The sequence below is a fragment of the Luteolibacter ambystomatis genome (assembly GCF_018137965.1).
In the GTDB taxonomy this organism is placed as follows: domain Bacteria; phylum Verrucomicrobiota; class Verrucomicrobiia; order Verrucomicrobiales; family Akkermansiaceae; genus Luteolibacter; species Luteolibacter ambystomatis.
On record NZ_CP073100.1, the window covers coordinates 4407892 to 4424012 of the forward strand.

Annotated in this window: 14 protein-coding genes and 1 tRNA gene; 6 read left to right on the forward strand and 9 right to left on the reverse strand. The window is 62.1% G+C overall.

Annotation, left to right across the window (positions count from 1 at the left end):
* The first annotated feature begins 174 nt into the window (after positions 1-174).
* Complete coding sequence (locus KBB96_RS17020) at positions 175-849, forward strand: hypothetical protein (protein ID WP_211630693.1); 675 nt, start codon at positions 175-177, stop codon at positions 847-849.
* Positions 850-951: 102 nt separating this feature from the next.
* Here KBB96_RS17020 and KBB96_RS17025 read toward each other — a convergent pair whose 3' ends face one another.
* Positions 952-1374, reverse strand: a complete 423-nt coding sequence (locus tag KBB96_RS17025; RefSeq protein ID WP_211630694.1) for a peptidoglycan-binding domain-containing protein — start codon at positions 1372-1374, stop codon at positions 952-954.
* A 218-nt stretch (positions 1375-1592) separates the two neighbouring features.
* Here KBB96_RS17025 and KBB96_RS17030 point away from each other — a divergent pair, with 218 nt between their 5' ends.
* Positions 1593-3566 carry a YXWGXW repeat-containing protein gene (locus KBB96_RS17030; protein ID WP_211630695.1) on the forward strand — a complete coding sequence of 658 codons (1974 nt, stop codon included), beginning with the start codon at positions 1593-1595 and terminating at the stop codon, positions 3564-3566.
* Positions 3567-3768: 202 nt separating this feature from the next.
* On the opposite strand, the gene KBB96_RS17035 is transcribed toward KBB96_RS17030, so the two are convergent.
* The 7 genes from KBB96_RS17035 to KBB96_RS17065 all read right to left on the reverse strand — a co-directional run bounded on the left by KBB96_RS17035 (position 3769) and on the right by KBB96_RS17065 (position 11616).
* The gene (locus tag KBB96_RS17035; RefSeq protein WP_211630696.1) at positions 3769-5505 is read right to left on the reverse strand and encodes a sensor histidine kinase; all 1737 of its coding nucleotides are present in this window, start codon (positions 5503-5505) and stop codon (positions 3769-3771) included.
* On the reverse strand, positions 5502-6200 hold the full coding sequence (locus KBB96_RS17040) for a response regulator transcription factor (protein ID WP_211630697.1): 699 nt from the start codon (positions 6198-6200) through the stop codon (positions 5502-5504). Before KBB96_RS17040 ends, KBB96_RS17035 begins: the two co-directional genes overlap by 4 nt.
* 48 nt (positions 6201-6248) lie before the next feature.
* Positions 6249-6776, reverse strand: coding sequence for a rhodanese-like domain-containing protein (locus tag KBB96_RS17045; RefSeq protein WP_211630698.1), 528 nt, complete (start codon positions 6774-6776; stop codon positions 6249-6251).
* Positions 6777-6801: 25 nt separating this feature from the next.
* Positions 6802-7455: a hypothetical protein gene (locus KBB96_RS17050; RefSeq protein ID WP_211630699.1), complete on the reverse strand. Its 654-nt coding sequence runs from the start codon at positions 7453-7455 to the stop codon at positions 6802-6804.
* Positions 7456-7460: 5 nt separating this feature from the next.
* Positions 7461-8621 carry a vWA domain-containing protein gene (locus KBB96_RS17055; RefSeq protein WP_211630700.1) on the reverse strand — a complete coding sequence of 387 codons (1161 nt, stop codon included), beginning with the start codon at positions 8619-8621 and terminating at the stop codon, positions 7461-7463.
* Between the two features lie 76 nt (positions 8622-8697).
* On the reverse strand, positions 8698-10149 hold the full coding sequence (locus KBB96_RS17060) for a GDSL-type esterase/lipase family protein (protein WP_211630701.1): 1452 nt from the start codon (positions 10147-10149) through the stop codon (positions 8698-8700).
* Positions 10150-10197: 48 nt separating this feature from the next.
* Entirely contained in the window at positions 10198-11616 is a 1419-nt protein-coding gene (locus KBB96_RS17065) for a GDSL-type esterase/lipase family protein (RefSeq protein ID WP_211630702.1), read from the reverse strand.
* A 230-nt stretch (positions 11617-11846) separates the two neighbouring features.
* Here KBB96_RS17065 and KBB96_RS17070 point away from each other — a divergent pair, with 230 nt between their 5' ends.
* Positions 11847-12989 carry a patatin-like phospholipase family protein gene (locus KBB96_RS17070; protein WP_211630703.1) on the forward strand — a complete coding sequence of 381 codons (1143 nt, stop codon included), beginning with the start codon at positions 11847-11849 and terminating at the stop codon, positions 12987-12989.
* Entirely contained in the window at positions 12982-14394 is a 1413-nt protein-coding gene (locus tag KBB96_RS17075; RefSeq protein ID WP_211630704.1) for an SLATT domain-containing protein, read from the forward strand. Before KBB96_RS17070 ends, KBB96_RS17075 begins: the two co-directional genes overlap by 8 nt.
* Before the next feature lie 11 nt (positions 14395-14405).
* On the opposite strand, the gene KBB96_RS17080 is transcribed toward KBB96_RS17075, so the two are convergent.
* The gene (locus KBB96_RS17080; RefSeq protein ID WP_211630705.1) at positions 14406-14570 is read right to left on the reverse strand and encodes a DUF1328 domain-containing protein; all 165 of its coding nucleotides are present in this window, start codon (positions 14568-14570) and stop codon (positions 14406-14408) included.
* 179 nt (positions 14571-14749) lie between these two features.
* Between KBB96_RS17080 and KBB96_RS17085 the strand changes: the two genes are divergently transcribed.
* Together KBB96_RS17085 and KBB96_RS17090 are read left to right on the forward strand one after the other, a co-directional pair.
* A tRNA-Cys gene (locus tag KBB96_RS17085) sits at positions 14750-14824 on the forward strand.
* A 251-nt stretch (positions 14825-15075) separates the two neighbouring features.
* Complete coding sequence (locus tag KBB96_RS17090) at positions 15076-15933, forward strand: SDH family Clp fold serine proteinase (RefSeq protein WP_211630706.1); 858 nt, start codon at positions 15076-15078, stop codon at positions 15931-15933.
* Positions 15934-16121 lie beyond the last annotated feature (188 nt).

A 16121-nucleotide genomic window follows, 5' to 3' on the forward strand; every position in this document is an offset into this window, starting at 1 on the left:
GGCTCCATGATGCGTCGGTCGCTTTTTCACGTCCTGGTCATGGGATTGCTGCTGGTATCATGCGATCGGAAGAATAAAGGAACGGCCTCTCCGACACCTCCTGCGGCCAGCCATGTATTGGCGCGTGCGGACAACGGCTATCCCGCGGGCACACGGTTCATCGAGCGCTTGGAAATGACGATGACCTTCCCGGGGAAAGGAAGCGCGTCATCGACATGGGTCCAGCATCGGGACATCCGGTGGGAATTTCGAACTGCGGATCTTCTGGTCGGCGAACTGTTACGCGAGGACATGGGCAGTGTTGAGAACGTGAAACAGCCTTCCATCCGCCCGACACTCCAAGGCATCCCGCTCCACTTCATCCGCGCGGAAGGGAAATGGCATGAGCAGATTCCCGAAGGCCTGGATCCATCTCCGCGGGACCGGGCCTGGCTTGCGGCACTGGCCTATGACTGGTCCAGAGGTTGGGATTCACACGCCTATGGAACGGTGCCCCGGAGCGTCGGAGATGGTTGGTCCACCCACAATCCCGCGGTGTTCTTCAACGAACCGGCCAGTTATGTCTCAGGCGTGATGGAGACCACGTTCAGAGGAGTGGAGGATCATGCAGGCAGGCGTTGTGCCAAGCTTGAGGCTCGTTTTCAATTCCAAGGAATCGCGGATGCGGTGGGATACCTGACGTCATACGACCTCAGGGGAGAAATCCTGCATGCGTTGGATGATTTGATGGATATCGAAACCCGTATGAGAGGAACGATGGAGGCGTGGTCTCCCAATGAGAGTTCCGGTGAAGTTTCGGCCCAAAAAGCCGAAGTGGATTTTCGGATCACACGGGAGAGGCTGGAATGAAGCGGTGTCCTTCAAGAAACCAAAAGGCGTTCCCGGGTGGGAACGCCTTTTGGTTTTTGAGTATGGAGGCATATGGCGGATGAAATCCGCCGCCACGTTCATTCACAGTCCCAGCGCGCGGCGGGTCGACCAGTCGAGCCAGCCGGTGATGCGCAGGCGGTGGTCGCGCTGGAAGCGGGCGAGGGCGCGGCGCGAGCCGTAGCCGAAGTCACCGTCGATGGGGCCGCGGTAGTAGCCCATGCTGCGGAGGCGGAGCTGCGCGCGGGCTTCGAGGCTCATCGGGCGGCGATGGTAGCTTCCGCCGTAGCCGCCGCCATATCCACCACGGTCGCCGCCACCGTAGCCGCGGTCGTGGTCGTAGCCGCCACGGCCACCACGGTAGTCCACCTCCACGTAGCCACCACTACGAGGACCATAGTAGGAGCCGCGGTCGCCGTCATGGGAACCGTACCAGTCGGCCTGGGCCAGGGAGGTGGTGGAAAGGGTCGCGGCGACAAGGGCGCCGATCATTTGAGTCGTTTTCATGACACCAGATGGAACGAAAACGTGGTTCGGATTATTCACGGTTCTTCAGGAGATATTTTGCGTTTCGGGAATTCGTGCGAACCGCAATGCGGCATCGGGCAAATCACCCCTTCGCCGCATGTTGCATCCCGTGGAAGGTCGCGTAGCGTTTCAGTTCAGGGGCACCCACCAGCAGCCCGCATTTCCGGAACCATCCATCCCGAAGAAAGGACGGCGCCATGAATCTGAAACAAATTCCGATGTGGGGAACCCTCGGCGCGTGGGCGCTGTGTGGTTCGCTCACCACGCTCCAGGAGGCGCGGGCGATCCCCGCCGAAGAGGACCAGCAGCCACAGCAGGAAGGCGCGGAAACCCTGACCCGCGGCCCCGTCCACGAGGCCTTTGCCGAAACGGTGAGCTACAATCCGGTCGCCGGTATCATCGTGAAGAAGGAGCCGCCCGCGAACATCGAGGAAGTGCCGCCGGACCAGCAGCTCGTCGGCAACAACGTCTCCTGGATCCCCGGCTATTGGGGATGGGAGGATGAGGGCTCGGACTTCATCTGGATCAGCGGCATCTGGCGCAATCTGCCGCCGGGCCGCCAGTGGGTGCCCGGTTACTGGAATCCCATTGATGCCGGGTACCAATGGGTCTCCGGGTATTGGTCGGATGCGCAGACGGAGGAGGTCGCTTATCTGCCGGAGCCGCCCGCGAGTCTGGAGAACGGTCCGAGTGTGGAGGCCTCGTCCAGTGACCAGGTGTGGACGCCCGGCAGCTGGGTTTATCAGGAGGACCGTTATGCCTGGAGTCCCGGCTACTGGCAGGCCGCGCAGCCGGATTGGACGTGGATGCCGGCCCACTACAGTTGGACACCGCACGGCTATGTCTTCGTGCCCGGTTACTGGGACTATGATGTGCCGCGCCGCGGGGTGTTGTTCGCGCCGGTGCGTTTCGCACCGGACTATTATTCGCGTCCGGGCTTCGTGTACTCGCCGGTTACGGTGATCAGCCTGGTCGTATTCGCGGAGCATTTGTTCCTACGCCCGAACTACTGCCACTACTACTACGGTGACTACTATGCCCCCCGTTACAGGGACAGCGGCTTCTACGCACCCTATGCCTACTATTCCGACCGTCGCCGCGGCTTCGATCCGATCTTCGCCAAGGAGATCTGGCAGAACCGGAAGGACCGGAACTGGCTGAGACAGCGTGAGGCGGATTTCCTGTTCCGCCGCGACAATGAGAACGCCCGCCCGCCGCGCACGTGGGGAGCCTTGCAGGCTCTCGCACGGAATCCCGATGCGAAGGACGCGCGCGCCATGGCCTTCGTGAAACCCTTCTCGCAATACACGAAGGATGCGAAAGGCCCGCAGCGCTTCAAACCTCTCGCCGCACCGGACAAGGAGCGCTTCCTCGCGCAGAAACAGGAGATGGTGAAATTCGCCGCTGATCGGCGGAAGCTGGAGGGTGTGACGAAGGGTGCCGGTGCCGAAGCACCGAAACGCACGACGGTTGAAAAGACCAAGTTCGAGCGCTCGCCCATCTTCGGTCGTGCGGCTGACAAGCTCGCGAAGGGAGAAGCTCCGCCGAAATTGCCGCCGATGAGGAAGATCGATCCGAAAGCCATGCCGGGGGGAGTTCCCGACACCCGTGGACCGGATCGCAAAGGCGATGACACCGCGATGGATGAACGCGGCAAGCCCGGTCCCAAGACCGACCTTCCCAATGATCCGCGGGAAGGCAAAGGCATCCGGCCGAAAGGCAACGACCAGCAGCCGAAGGAACCGGGCAACGAAACCATCCCACGCCGCAAGGCGACTCCGAACGAGGCCCCGCAGGGAGTTCCGGACAGAACGCCCCGCGTCGATCCGGAGAAGACTCCGAAAGTTGAACCGAAGAAGGTGATGCCGCGCGAAGAGCCGGAGAAAAAGCAGGTCGAACCGCGCAAGGTGGTGCCCCAGGACACGCCGCGCCGCGAGGTGCCAGAGCCCGAGCGGAAGATCGTTCCAAAACCGGAACCGAAGGTCATGCCCAAGCCGGAGCCGAAGGTGGTTCCACGTCCTGAACCCAAGGTGATGCCAACCCCTCAACCCAAGGTCCAGCCGCAGCCCAAGCAGGTGGTGCCCAAAGGCCCGGCGGTGAATCCAGCCGGTGACGGTGTGCCCCAGCGCCGCGGCAATGACCGCAGGAAGGACAAGGACAAAGACAACTGACGCTGTTGCCACTCACTCACATCGGGCCACCGGAGCATCCTCCGCCGGCCCGTTTGTTTTGTAGCTGGAGTCGTAAGACTTCAGGTTGGATGGATTTCCGAATCCCCTGCGGAATCCAGTCTTCCTTGATCCACCGCAAAGGCGAAGCCTTGGGATCGGAGTGCATCCACCCCGCCCGAAGTCTCACGACTTCGGCTACGCTTCAGGATGGAAGACTGAGCACGAACGATGCGCCATTGGTAGCAGTCGCATCGCAATTCAGATCGCCGCCCATCGACCGCGCGAGGCGCCGGGAAAGCGCCAAGCCCAGACCCACGCCGGGGCGGGTCTCCGCGGCATCGCGTGCGGATTTGTGGAAGGCGCGGAAGATGCGCTTGTGCTCGCTGGCCGGGATGCCCGGTCCCTGATCGCTGACACGGATGGCCACGCCGTTTGGCAGGGGTTCCACGCGCATCGCGAGCGAGCCTTTGCCCGCGTACTTCGCGGCATTGTCCACAAGGTTGAAGAGGATGTGCTCCACGGCGGCGGTATCCACCTTGAGCAGTCGTGAAGCGGCCTCGGTTTCCAGATCCATGTGGAGCGTCATGCCTGCGGAATCCAAGCGCGAGGCGAAGCGTTCGCGCATGGGTTCCAGCAACTCGCGTGCGGTGATCTGCTTCACCATCGCGCGGGCGCTGCCTCGCTCGATGCGTGAAAAGGCGAGAACGTTTTCGACGAGGTGGGAGAGGCGGTCGGCCTCGCGGGTGAGCACGTGCAGGTAGTCGGCGCGCTTCTCCTCCTTCACCGCGCCGGCTTCCAGCATGTCGGAATAGAGGCGGAAGGTGGTGAGCGGCGTGCGCAACTCGTGGGTCACGGCGGAGACAAAGGACGCCCGGCGCTCGCTGAGGCGCACGATGCCGCGGACCAGCAGCGAGGCCGCCAGGATCGCGAGAATCGCTGCTGCCCAACCTGCAGCCAGTGAAATGACGATCGGCCGGGGCACCGCGGCGGGCGAGGGCTTCTCACCGGTTTCGAGGCGGAATGGGAACGAGGCGAGCACCATCGCATCCGAAGAGATCCCGACAGCGGGTGCCAGCCTGGCCATCGGCAGCAGATCGCGGATCTCCTCCAGCAAGGACTGCTGTAAGGCGAGGGGATCCAGCCACACGCCTTCGATGGTTTTGCCGCCGCTTGGCGGAGTGCCTTCCCACGCCACCTTGCGGAGCAGGAACAACTGCCCGCCGATCCAAGACGGCCGCAGCGGCCCGGCGTCGCGGAGAATCCGCCCGCCGCCATTCCCCCCCGGAAGTGCCGGCGGGATGGGGGGCGCCACCGGCGGCTTCACAGCACCGGGGTTCGCATTCTTGTAGTCTCCTCCGGCCCGGCTCTGCGCCTTCGTGACCTGGGTGTCCACGGCTTTGCTGCGCAAGGACAGTTCCTTCTCGTTGGACGCAGCCTGGGCGGGAGCGCTGTCGCGCTGGAAGACCTGCTCCTTTTGTTGCTGCTGTGCGTAGTCGGGCTCCTTCTTGGTTGCTTCCCAGTTGCTGTTGCTGAGTTCGATCGATCCGCAGAGGGCGGTGAAGACCACGCGGCCCTCGCTGGTGTCGCGGAGGAGGCGTTTGAGTTCGGGCAGGCGGGATTCGCCCATGCGGGCCGAGAGGCTGCCATTCTCGGAAAGTTCGAAGCGCATCCGCACCGGGCTGTCCGCGGGTTCCGCCGGCAGGTTGGTTTCGCCCACGGGCCGCTGGCTTTCGTCCACGATGATGGCCGTGCCCGCGGCGTCCATGCGCCAAAGCGCGAGCCGCATCCGCTCCTGGAGATCGGCACGGGCCTCCGCGTTCGAACGTTCGTGTTCGGAGGAGAGGACGTTGCGCGTCAGCCAGGTCATCGCGCCCAGCACCAGCGCCGCGCACACCGCGAGCGCCGCCCAGTTGCACCATGAACTGCCGGTCGCCTTCATGCCTGATCGGAGGTGTGGAAGCGGTAGCCCTTGCCGCGCACCGTGGTGAGGAGGGTCTGGTCCTTGTCGCCGAGTTTCGCGCGGAGATGCATGATGTGCATGTCGATGGTGCGGGTCTCGGTGCGGTCCGGATCGAGTCCCCAGAGCTGGCGCAGGATTTCCTCGCGCGTGACGAGACGGCCCCGGGACTCCACCAGATAGCGCAACAGGTCCGCCTCGCGCTCGGAAAGTTCCTCGCTGCGGCCATCGTGGAAGGTGAGCTTGCGTGCGGTGAAATCGGCGGTGCCGCCGGGGATCGGACTTTCGCTGGCGGGAGCCGCGCGTTCGCAGGTGCGGCGCAGCACCGCATCCACGCGGGCGAGAAGCTCCTTCATGCTGAAAGGTTTCACCACGTAGTCGTCCGCGCCGGTGGTCAGGCCGCGGACGCGGTCGTTTTCCTCGCCGCGTGCGGAGAGGATGATCACGGCCTGGCCGGGACGTTTCTTCCGCAGCGCCTCGAGGATGTCGAAACCGGAAGGACCGGGCATCACCAGATCGAGCAGGGCCAGCCGGTAGTTCGCGCGCAGCGCCAGGTCCATGCCGGCGTGGCCGTCGGGTGCCTCCAAAGTACGATATCCGGCGTACTCCAGCACGTCGACGATCCCGCGGCGCACGGCGGGATCGTCCTCTACGACCAGGATGGTGGTTTCGGCCATGTCAGTTTCCTTGATACACGCGGAACCATGGCAGGGGCAAGGCGGGCTTCATTTCGTGACGGTGGTTCCTTCCATCGGCAGCTTCACCTTGGAGATTTCGATCAGGGGCGCCAGTTCCTTCACGTTCCGGTAGCCGTAGGTGTGGAGGTTGATGAAGGTCTGGACATTGAGCGCCACCTGCACCGCCTTCGCGGGGAAGGGGCGTTCCGCGCCTTTGAAGTTGTTGTTGCAGTAGATCAGGATGCGGGTGGTCTTGTCCGGGATCAGTTTTTCCAACGCGGGCGCGTTGAAGTCGGTGAGGTCGAGATGGAGCGCGCCCTTCACGTGCATTTCATCGAACCTCGCCTTGCTGCGCGCATCCAGCACCACGGTGCCGGACTCGCCCATCATGCGGAGGAAATCGTCCTCGCTGACGCGGTTGGCCTCGCGGACCTTCTGCAGATCGGTCGCGGTTTGGACGAAGCCGGGATAGTCGATGCGTGGATTCGGCTCCGCCTTCTGTTGCTGCGCCGGAGTGGAGGATGTTTCGGCGCAGAGCAGCGCCGGAAGAAGCGTCAAAATGGCAATGGTTTTCATGATCGATACGGAATGGGGATGGGATTCAGGAATTGGAGAATCCAGCGGAAGGTTCTTCGTCACTGGGGCTGAAATATAGATAGATGATCACCGCCTCGCTGGCTCCGGCCTCACCACAGGCGGCCAGGAACGACCGGGTGTCGGGTGATTCCGGATAGCGGATCTGCCGGTTCCTTTCGCCGCAGATGGCCATGACGGGATACAGCTCGAAGCCAAGTCCGCCCTGTCTCTCCGGCTTCCGGGCCTCGGGCTTTGAATTCGTGAAGTAGCAGGCGTCCATCGGCTTGAAACCGGGAAAAACCGCACGGGCGGTCCATGGACTGTACATATCCCCATTGTCATGGACGGACACGAGGCGCTCGGCATCCCGCTGCCAGCCGAGGGAAATGATACCGGTCCGGTGGTTCCGGGATGTATCGTACTTGGCACGCGCGAGGCGGAATCGTCCGATGCAGGCTCCATCCTTGTATCGCTCCGCGATCAATAGGGTGCCTTGGATCGCACGTCCCAATTCATAGTCGCACCGGAATTCCCGCACGCCGGCCAGTTCGGACAGCCGGGCTTCGCTGCGAGGGATCTCGGCACGGCGGAAGTGGGAAAGATCCTCCCCATATGCCGCCATGGACAGGCAGGGGAGGATGGCGAGAAACAAGAGGAAGCGGCCGGGGGATGTTTTCATGGGAATCACTTGGCGAAGGTGTAGCCGCGGGCCGATGCTTGTTCACGGGTGGTTTCGACCAGGGCCTCGTCGAGCGTCTGATCGCTCTTCGCCGCCTGCTTTTTCATTTCCTCCGCCACGAAGGCTTCGCGTTCACGGTTGAGGGTGACGATCTTTTCCTGGATCGCCGCGCGTTCTTTCGCGGCCTTTTCGATGTAGGCCGCGCGGTCTTCAGGCTTCATGCCGCGCATCGCTTCCGGCAGCTCGGCTTCGGCGAGCTTCGCCGGATCGACTTTCTTATCCCTGGCCGCATCGACAAGATCCCACGTGGCATTGCGGTAGTTGCCACCGGCCTTGGTGACGGCGCGGTTGACACCCGCACCGGCCTTCGCGTTCGCGGATGCATCCTTGTCCGCTTCCTGCTGGCGGGCGGATCCGGCAGCGCGATCCTTGCCATACCCGAGGTAGGTTTTGTTCAGCTCGATGCCGAGATCGGAGATCTCCTTGTCCTGCGGAGCGGGAATGTTGACGACCGCACGGTCCTGGTTGATGGCCATGTACTTCCCGCCACCCAGCGCCGCACCATCGTGCCACGCACCCGTCATGCCTTCCTCACGGCTGCCGCAGTGGATGGTGTTGATGGTCACTCCTTTCGCGAGTGCGTCCTTGCAGGCCTTGCGTGCATCGACCGGACCCTGGGTGAAGGGTTCGTTGCCAGCGATGAAGATCACCTTGTAGGTGTCCTTCGAGTCATCCCAGCGCAGATCGGAAAGCGAACGCCGGATGACCGCGCCGCAGTATTCCTCGCCGCCGTAGGTCTTCAGCGAGAACAGCGCCTTGCTGATTGAATCGAGGTCGGAGCTCAGCGGCTGGACCTGGCGGACCCATTGGTTGTCCACGCTCAGGTGGTTGTTGCCGTATTCGTAGAGGGCCACTTCGACCCGAGGTGCCTCGCCGTCGCGCTTCGCATCGGTGAAGGTGTTGACGACCTTCCAGAGCTGGGTCTTCGCCTGGTCGATGAGACCGTCCATGCTGTTCGAGGTATCGAGCAGCAGGGCGATCTGGACGCGGTTTTTGGCCGGAGCGGAATCGACTTCCGGCTCGTTGGCAGGGCCGTTTTCGCGGCCGTGAAGCGGAGCAGTCAGCAGCATGGTGGCTGCGGAGAGGAGCATGAGGTGTGTTTTCATCACACCTCATGGATACCGTGCCGCCGTGCCGCTGTCCGTAAAGGCAGGGTAAATAAAGCCCCGCCGCCGATGCAGGTCAGAGTCCGAGCAAGGCATCCGCCCAGATGGCGTAGCCTTTCTCGGTGGGATGCGTGCCGTCCGACATCAGGTCCACCGGCAGCGTTCCATCCGGCTGGAGAAACTTCGGCCCGATGTCGAGGAAGGTCACTCCAGGCACGTTCGACCACTCGTTTTTCAACAGGGAGTTGAGATCGCCGATGAGCTTGCGGCGTGGTGAGTCCGGAGCCTTGTCGCGCGGGAACACGCCCATCAGCACGATCTTCGAGGACGGCGATTTGGAACGAACGCGCAGGATGATTTCGCGGATGCCTTCCGCCACTTCCGCCGGGGTATTGGCGCGGGCGTGATTGGTGCCGGAGAAATTGTTGGTGCCGATGTTGATCACCACACGTTCCGGATGCAGGCCGTCGAACTCGCCATGGTCGAGCCGCCACAGGACGTTCTGGGCACGATCCCAGCCGTAGCCGAGATTGAGTGCTTTCTTGCCGGCGAAGGCCTTGTCCCACGACAGTGGACCGCGTGGCTTCGCGCCCGCGCTCTGCGGGATGCCGCCCCAGAAGTGGGTGATCGAGTCGCCGATGAGCACCACCTGCGGATCAAGGCCCTCCTTGGCCTTCATCACCTCCTCGTGACGCTTGAACCAGTCGTAGGAATCGCTCTCCAGCTTGGACACCGGCACCACCGAGTTGTTCGCAGGCGCGGCTTCCTTCGGTGAGTCACCCATCAGGGTGGAAAGCGTCGGCTCCATCGCCTGCGCCCACAGCAGCGCACCCGCCGGGCCGGGATGGAGGAGATCCGGCACCAGCTTCGGATCGACCGTGCCGTCCGGCTTCAGGAACACGTGGTTCACATCCAGGAAGAACACGTTCTTGTTGTCCGCGAGCTTCGCCATCAGTTCCCCGGCACGCAGGTTCGCGGCGAAGCGTTTCTCCGAACTGCCGCGTTCGCTGCCGTCCGGTTTCTTGTAAACATTCGTGCGCGGAAAGATGCGCAGCAGCAGGATCTTTGATTGAGGGCACTTTTCGCGCAGCAGCTTCACGATGGCGGTGACGCCTTCGACAACCTGCTCCGGGGTGTGGACCACCGGGTAGTTCGCATCGTCGGTGTTGTTCGTGCCGATCAGCAGGGTGATGGCCTTGGGCGACTGGCCCTGCAGCTCGCCGTTCTGGAGATTCCACAATGTGTTCTCGGTGCGGCCGCCGCTGTAGCCGAGGTCGATCGCATTCCGCGAGCCGTAGAACTTGTCCCAGATCTCCTTGTAGGCGGGCAGCTCGAGGTTGTGGGTGATCGAGTCGCCGATCATCAGCAGGTCGTATTTCTTCGCACGGATCTGCTCCACCTTCTGCTGGTGGCGTTTTTCCATCCCCCGCTGCGGAACGGGGTACACCGGGGAACCGGGAGCATCCTGGGCATGGACGACGGCCCCGGAGACCATCAGCGACAACACGGCAATCGAACGAAATGACATGGCGTAAAGACGACTCCGCGCCTCCCGCCCTTTCAAGCCGGAAACGACTCACTGCATCGCTTTCGCCAGAGCCTCGCCCCAGATCTTGTAGCCCTTCTCGGCCGGGTGGACGCCATCCGGCATGATCTCCGCGGACAGGGTGCCATCCGGCTGGAGCAACTCCGAGTTCACATCGATGAAGCGGATGCCCGGGATATCCCGATAGGTGTCCGCCAGCAGTTTGTTCAGTTCGTTGACCGGATCGCGCTTCGAGGCGTCCGGATCGCGGCCGAAGGGGAACACGCCGGTGATGATGATTTTCGAGCCTGGCGACTTCGCCCGCACCCGCAGTACGATTTCGCGGATGCCATCGGCGATTTCCGCAGGTGTGTTGACCCGCGCGTTCGGCGTGCCCGCGAAGTTGTTGCTGCCGATGTTGATCACCACCCACTGCGCGTGGATGCCATCCAGCTCGCTGTGGTCGAGCCGCCACAGGACATTCTGGGTACGGTCCCAGCCATAGCCGAGATTGATCACCCGCTTGCCCGAGAAAGTCTGCTCGAACGATTGGGGGCCGCGCGGCTTCATCTGCTCGGACTGCGGCGCGCCGTCCCAGAAGTGGGTGATGGAATCTCCGATCAAGACGATCTCCGGCTTCAAGTCGTCCGCCAGCTTCAGGATCGCGCGATGGCGTTCCCACCAGTCGTAGCCGTCTTTCTCCAGCTTTGACACCGGCACGATGGCGCTGTTCGAGGAGAGGGGTTCCTTCGGTTGCTCGCCCAGCATGGATGCCAGCACCGGTTCCATCTCCCGGGCGATCTCCATCGCGCCCTCTGGTGAGGGCTTTCCGGACTCGGGTAGCAACACGGTTTCCAGCGAGCCATCGAGCTTGTAAAAGACGTGGTTGGTATCGAGGAAGAAGACTTTTTCGTCATCGGCCAGCTTCGCCACCAGTTCACCGGCGCGGAGGTCGGTGGCGGAGCGTTTGTGCGTGGCCTCATCCCGGTCGCTGTCGGTGCGCGGCAGTGGGCGTAGCAGCAGGATCTTCGTGTCCGGACATTTTTCGTGCAGTAGTTGCACGATGGCGGAGACTCCGGCGGCGATCTCATCCGGCGTCCGGGTCGGATCGGCGGAATCGTCGCCTCCGGTCAAAAGGACCACCGCCTTCGGTGTCTGGCCGTCGAGTTCGCCGTGCCGGAGATTCCAGAGGATATTGGCGGTGCGGCTGCCTTCATATCCTAGATCGAGCGAATGCCGGGCATCGAAAAAGCGGTCCCAGACCTCACGGAACGGGCCGGTCTCCAAGGCGGCGATCGCGCCGTCTCCGATGAACAGCAACTCGTGATTGTCCGCATGGGCGGCGGCTGCTTTCATCTCATGCCGGGCTTCGCTACCCGGTTGCTGGACCATCTCCGCAGGACCGGCGGCGAGCGCCATCGATACGCCGGCGAGCCCCGCGTAGAGAGCCGCGATACGGTTGGGGAGCATGGTTCCATGGATACGCTTTTCCCGGCGATTGCCAAGGGTGGTCTTTCTGGAGGCCTGCATGCGGAAGGCGGGATGTTGAATGTATATCGGCACGACGCGTGCCATTCGTGCCCCGATGTGACGACCGTGCGAATTGCAGATCGTTGGAAAAGCCCGGGAGGTTTCCAACCGAACGCCCTTTGCCTTGTCCGTGGTGGAGAGGCCGCATTAGCTTGAATGGGATGTCCGGCGTGTCCGCCCCCATTCCCTCCCCTGCTGCCACTGATCCACGCGTGCTCCAGCCCGCGCCGCGCGCGCGCCTGTTGTCTTTCGATGGTGGCGGTATCCGCGGCCTTTTTGCTCTGCAAATCGCGAAGCGCATCGAGACCCTGCTGCGTGAGAAACATGGTCGCCCGGACCTCGTGCTGGCGGATCATTTCCACTACATCGGTGGCACCAGCACCGGTGCGATCATCGCTGCATTCCTGTCCTGGGGCCTGCCGGTGGATGACATCGTGGGCCTCTATCGCGAAAACGCCGTGGCCATGTTCCGCAAGGCGGGCTGGGCGCAGCGTTTCACCAGCCACCGCTTCGTGGCGGAGGGTCTCTCGGAATTCCTGCGCTCGTTCTTCGTGGAGGACGATGGTGCGCCCGCCACGCTCGGCACCCGGAAACTGAAAACCCTGTTTCTGTTGGTGGCGCGAAATGCTTCCACCGGCTCAGCCTGGCCGCTCTCGAACAATCCGCTGGCAAAGTACAACGATCCCGTCTCGCCCGGCTGCAATCTCCAGATTCCGCTGTGGCAGCTCGTCCGGGCAAGCACCGCCGCGCCGACCTTTTTCCCGCCCGAAGTGCTGGAGGTGAAAGGCGAGCACGGCGAACCGCTCACCTTCGCCTTTGAGGACGGCGGCGTGACCCCTTTCAACAATCCCGCACACCTCATGCATCTCATGGCCACGCTGCCGGAGTATCGCCTCGGCTGGGCGGCGGGCATCGACCGCATGAGTGTCGTTTCCGTAGGCACCGGCAAGGTCCGGACCGGTCGTGGCGACAAGCTTTTCGTGGATGTGCTGGCGCAAGCCAAGAACCTGCCCGCCTCGCTGATTGGTTCCTTCCAGCAATACCAGGACCTGCTCTGCCGCGTGGCCGGTGAATGCCGCCATGGCTCGCCCATCGATGGCGAACTGGGCGACCTGATCCGGCCACACGATGGCGCGAAGTTTCTCTACGCCCGCTACGACCGCACCTTCGACGACGATGATCTCGCCGCCGCCGCCCGCTACACCGAAAAGGGCTTCACCCTCGACAACCTGGAACTCATGGACTTCCTCGCCGAACACGGCGCGCGCCATGCGGAAGCGACCGTGAACCTCGCACATTTCGACGATGTCTGACACGCCATCCTTCATCCGCCGCTTGTGGTTTGTCGGCTTCGCCGGTCACCGGGCCGTGCCTGATCCCGCAGGCGCCAAGGCAGCGATCGCCCGTGAACTGGAAGTCGTCCGCAGTTCCATCGATGGCGAGCTGGTGGGCATCTCCAGCGCCGCCGCCGGAGCGGATCTTCTTTTCCTGGAGGCCTGCGGTGAGGCGGGCATCCGCACCGTGGTACTGCTGCCGTTTCCACGCGAGCGCTTCCATGAAGATTTCGACGACGAGGCGGAGTGGCAGCGAGCCTGCAAGCTGATGGATGCCGCCTGGTGGTGCGAGGTATCTCCCGGCGGCGAGGAAGCCCCCGCCGCCTACCACGTGGTGGCACGCGAAAGCCTCGATATCGCGGAACGCATGCTCTTCTTGTGGGATGGCAAGGCGCCGCGCGGTCTCGGAGGTACGGGAGAAACCGTAATTGAAACCCGGGAGCGGCGGATTCCCGCCCGCCTTATTTCCGCGGACACTCTCGAAGCCCGCTGGGACGTTGAGCCGCCTGCGGCCAAGGCCGATCCTGCTTTCGCCGGGCTTCCCGCCATCACCGAGGTCTCGGAATGGTTCGAAAAACTCGATGAGCGCGCGTCCTCCAGCGCGCCCCGTTCGCGGAGGTTCTCCGCATGGTCAATGTCGTTGAATCATCTGGCCACCATTTTCCAGGCGATCTTCGTCGTGGCAGCACTGGCGGCCCCAGTCGGCGCACTGGTGAAGTTCATTCTCGTCCTGATCGCCGCCATCCTGCCCTGGGTGGGAGGCCGCCTGCGCTGGAAGGAGCGCTGGATCAGAGATCGTGTGGGAGCGGAGCTGCTCCGGTCGCTGCTCGCCAGCCACCAGCCCGGAAGCCCCCTGCGCCCGCCCGCGATCGAGCTTTTCGGTCGTGAGGAAGCATTGCTCCGTACCGCCGCCATGCATCTCATCCGTCATCGCGGCGACTGGGAGGCCGCACGTGACCATTACCTCCGTGAGCGGGTGGACGGCCAGATCGGTTACCTGAAATCCAAGGGTGAAAAAGCCGCGGCAAAGATGAAGATCTTCGGTACCCTGTTCTGGGTCAGCGCGCTGCTGTCCATGGTGCTGGGCGGGGTCGCCGTGGCCGGGGCGTTCATGGGAACAAAGCCCACATCACCCGCAGGCATCTGGCTCATTTTCCTCACCACCGTGCTGCCCGGCGTGGCGGCATGGTGTCTCGCGATGATCTCGGTATTCGAGTTCAAGCGCCGGGCCTCGCTCTATCGCCAGCTCGTGGAAGAACTCATCCGCCTTCGCCCGCAGGTCGCCGCTGCCAACTGTGCCAGCGCGCTGACCCGGGCGATGCAGCAGATCGAGCGTCTGCTGCTCAACGAACTGTGGGAATGGCAGGGCTCGCTCGAAAAGTGAGCGGAGCGCGGTCATAGCTTCCGCGCGCCGCGCATCACAAAGGACACCAGCCACAGGATCAGGAAGATCACGAAAAGGATCCACGCGATCTGGGCGGACATGCCCGCGATGCCAGTGAGGCCGAGCACACCCGCGATGAGCGCAACCACCAGAAAAACAAGGCTCCAGTGCAACATGGTCGTAAGGGTTTTGGGGTTCAGGAGCCGGTGGCCGGATGCCATCGGTCCCGTCTAACCGGTCGTCCCGCTTGGGTGGAAAAGCAAGCAGCTGCGGCCAGAAAATCCGGGCTACAAAATCCGGGGATTGACAGCCGCAGGACGAGTCCCTACGGAGTGGCTCCCCGGTGTGCATCAAAGGCGGAGTAGCCAACCGGTAAGGCAGTGGTTTGCAAAACCACCATTAGTGGGTTCGATTCCCGCCTCCGCCTCCATTCTTTCCTTCTTATTTTAAGGAGGTTGTGACGCAAATTGCGACTCTGCAAAGTGTCTCCAAATCGGCAGATTTAGGCACGTTTTAGCGGTTTGATATGGCTGGTTTCGTCCCCAAATCGTCCCCAAATATTTCGCGTCGCCTCATGCCCTATGAAGGACCCTAATTGCTCATGCAAAGTCCTCGGAGCGAGAAGACTACCTTGACGAAGCGGGGAGCATTCTGGTCACTTTACTAGATCCCCCACGATTCATGAGCGCATTGCGACCAGTCGATCACCATACCCGCCTCCAACTCAATCACCACCTTGAAAAGATCGAGGCGGCCTTTGACGCGGATATCATAACGATAGTATCTCCAATACTTTATGGATTGGATGCCGTTGTGAAACGGGCCGTGGAAATGTTCGAAACACGCAGGCGGCGGGTTGCCGTCGTTCTTGATACGCCCGGCGGCATTGTGGAGGTTGTAGAGCGGATGGTCACCACTCTCAGGCACCATTACGAAGAGGTTTACTTCATCATCCCGGACCGAGCGATGTCAGCGGGGACCGTGTTTGCGATGGCTGGGGACAAGATCTTCATGAGCTACTTTTCCAGCTTGGGGCCCATTGATCCGCAGGTCGAAAAGGACGGCAGATTGGTTCCTGCTCTGGCCTATTTGGTTCAATTTCAAAGGCTTTGCACGAAAGCCGCCAACAATACTTTGAATACTGCCGAGTTCGCACTTTTAAACAAACTCGACCTAGGGGAGCTTCACCAATTCGAACAAGCTCGGGAGCTTTCTCAAGAACTGCTCATTGATTGGCTCTCTCGCTACAAATTCAAAGACTGGACGGTTCACAGTTCAAGCGGCAACGTGGTCACCGAGGATGATCGCAAGAACAGAGCGAAAGAAATCGCTGCAAGCCTCAGCAACAACGAACGCTGGCATTCGCATGGGCGCGGAATTTCCCGTGAAACTTTGGTGGGAGAAATGCGTCTTAAGATTGACGAGTTAGAGGGCATCGAAAACCTCAATCCCTCTCTTGACGATTATTTTGGATTGCTTAAAGATTATATGGCAAGAGAACAGCACTCTTCCTTCGTTCACTCTCGACTCTACTTCTGATCATGGACCCGAACGAATCTGAGACGATCATGAGAGCCAATCCGCAGGTAAACCCTTCGGTAGTGGAAGCATTTTCCCGTCTCCAATCGACCGTGAGAAGCGCGGCGGCACCCGCCCGCGATGGAGCTGCCTACCGTCTTGCTCATCCGCTCTCGGTGTCCGCCTCATTCGGCGCTTCCGACCGAAGA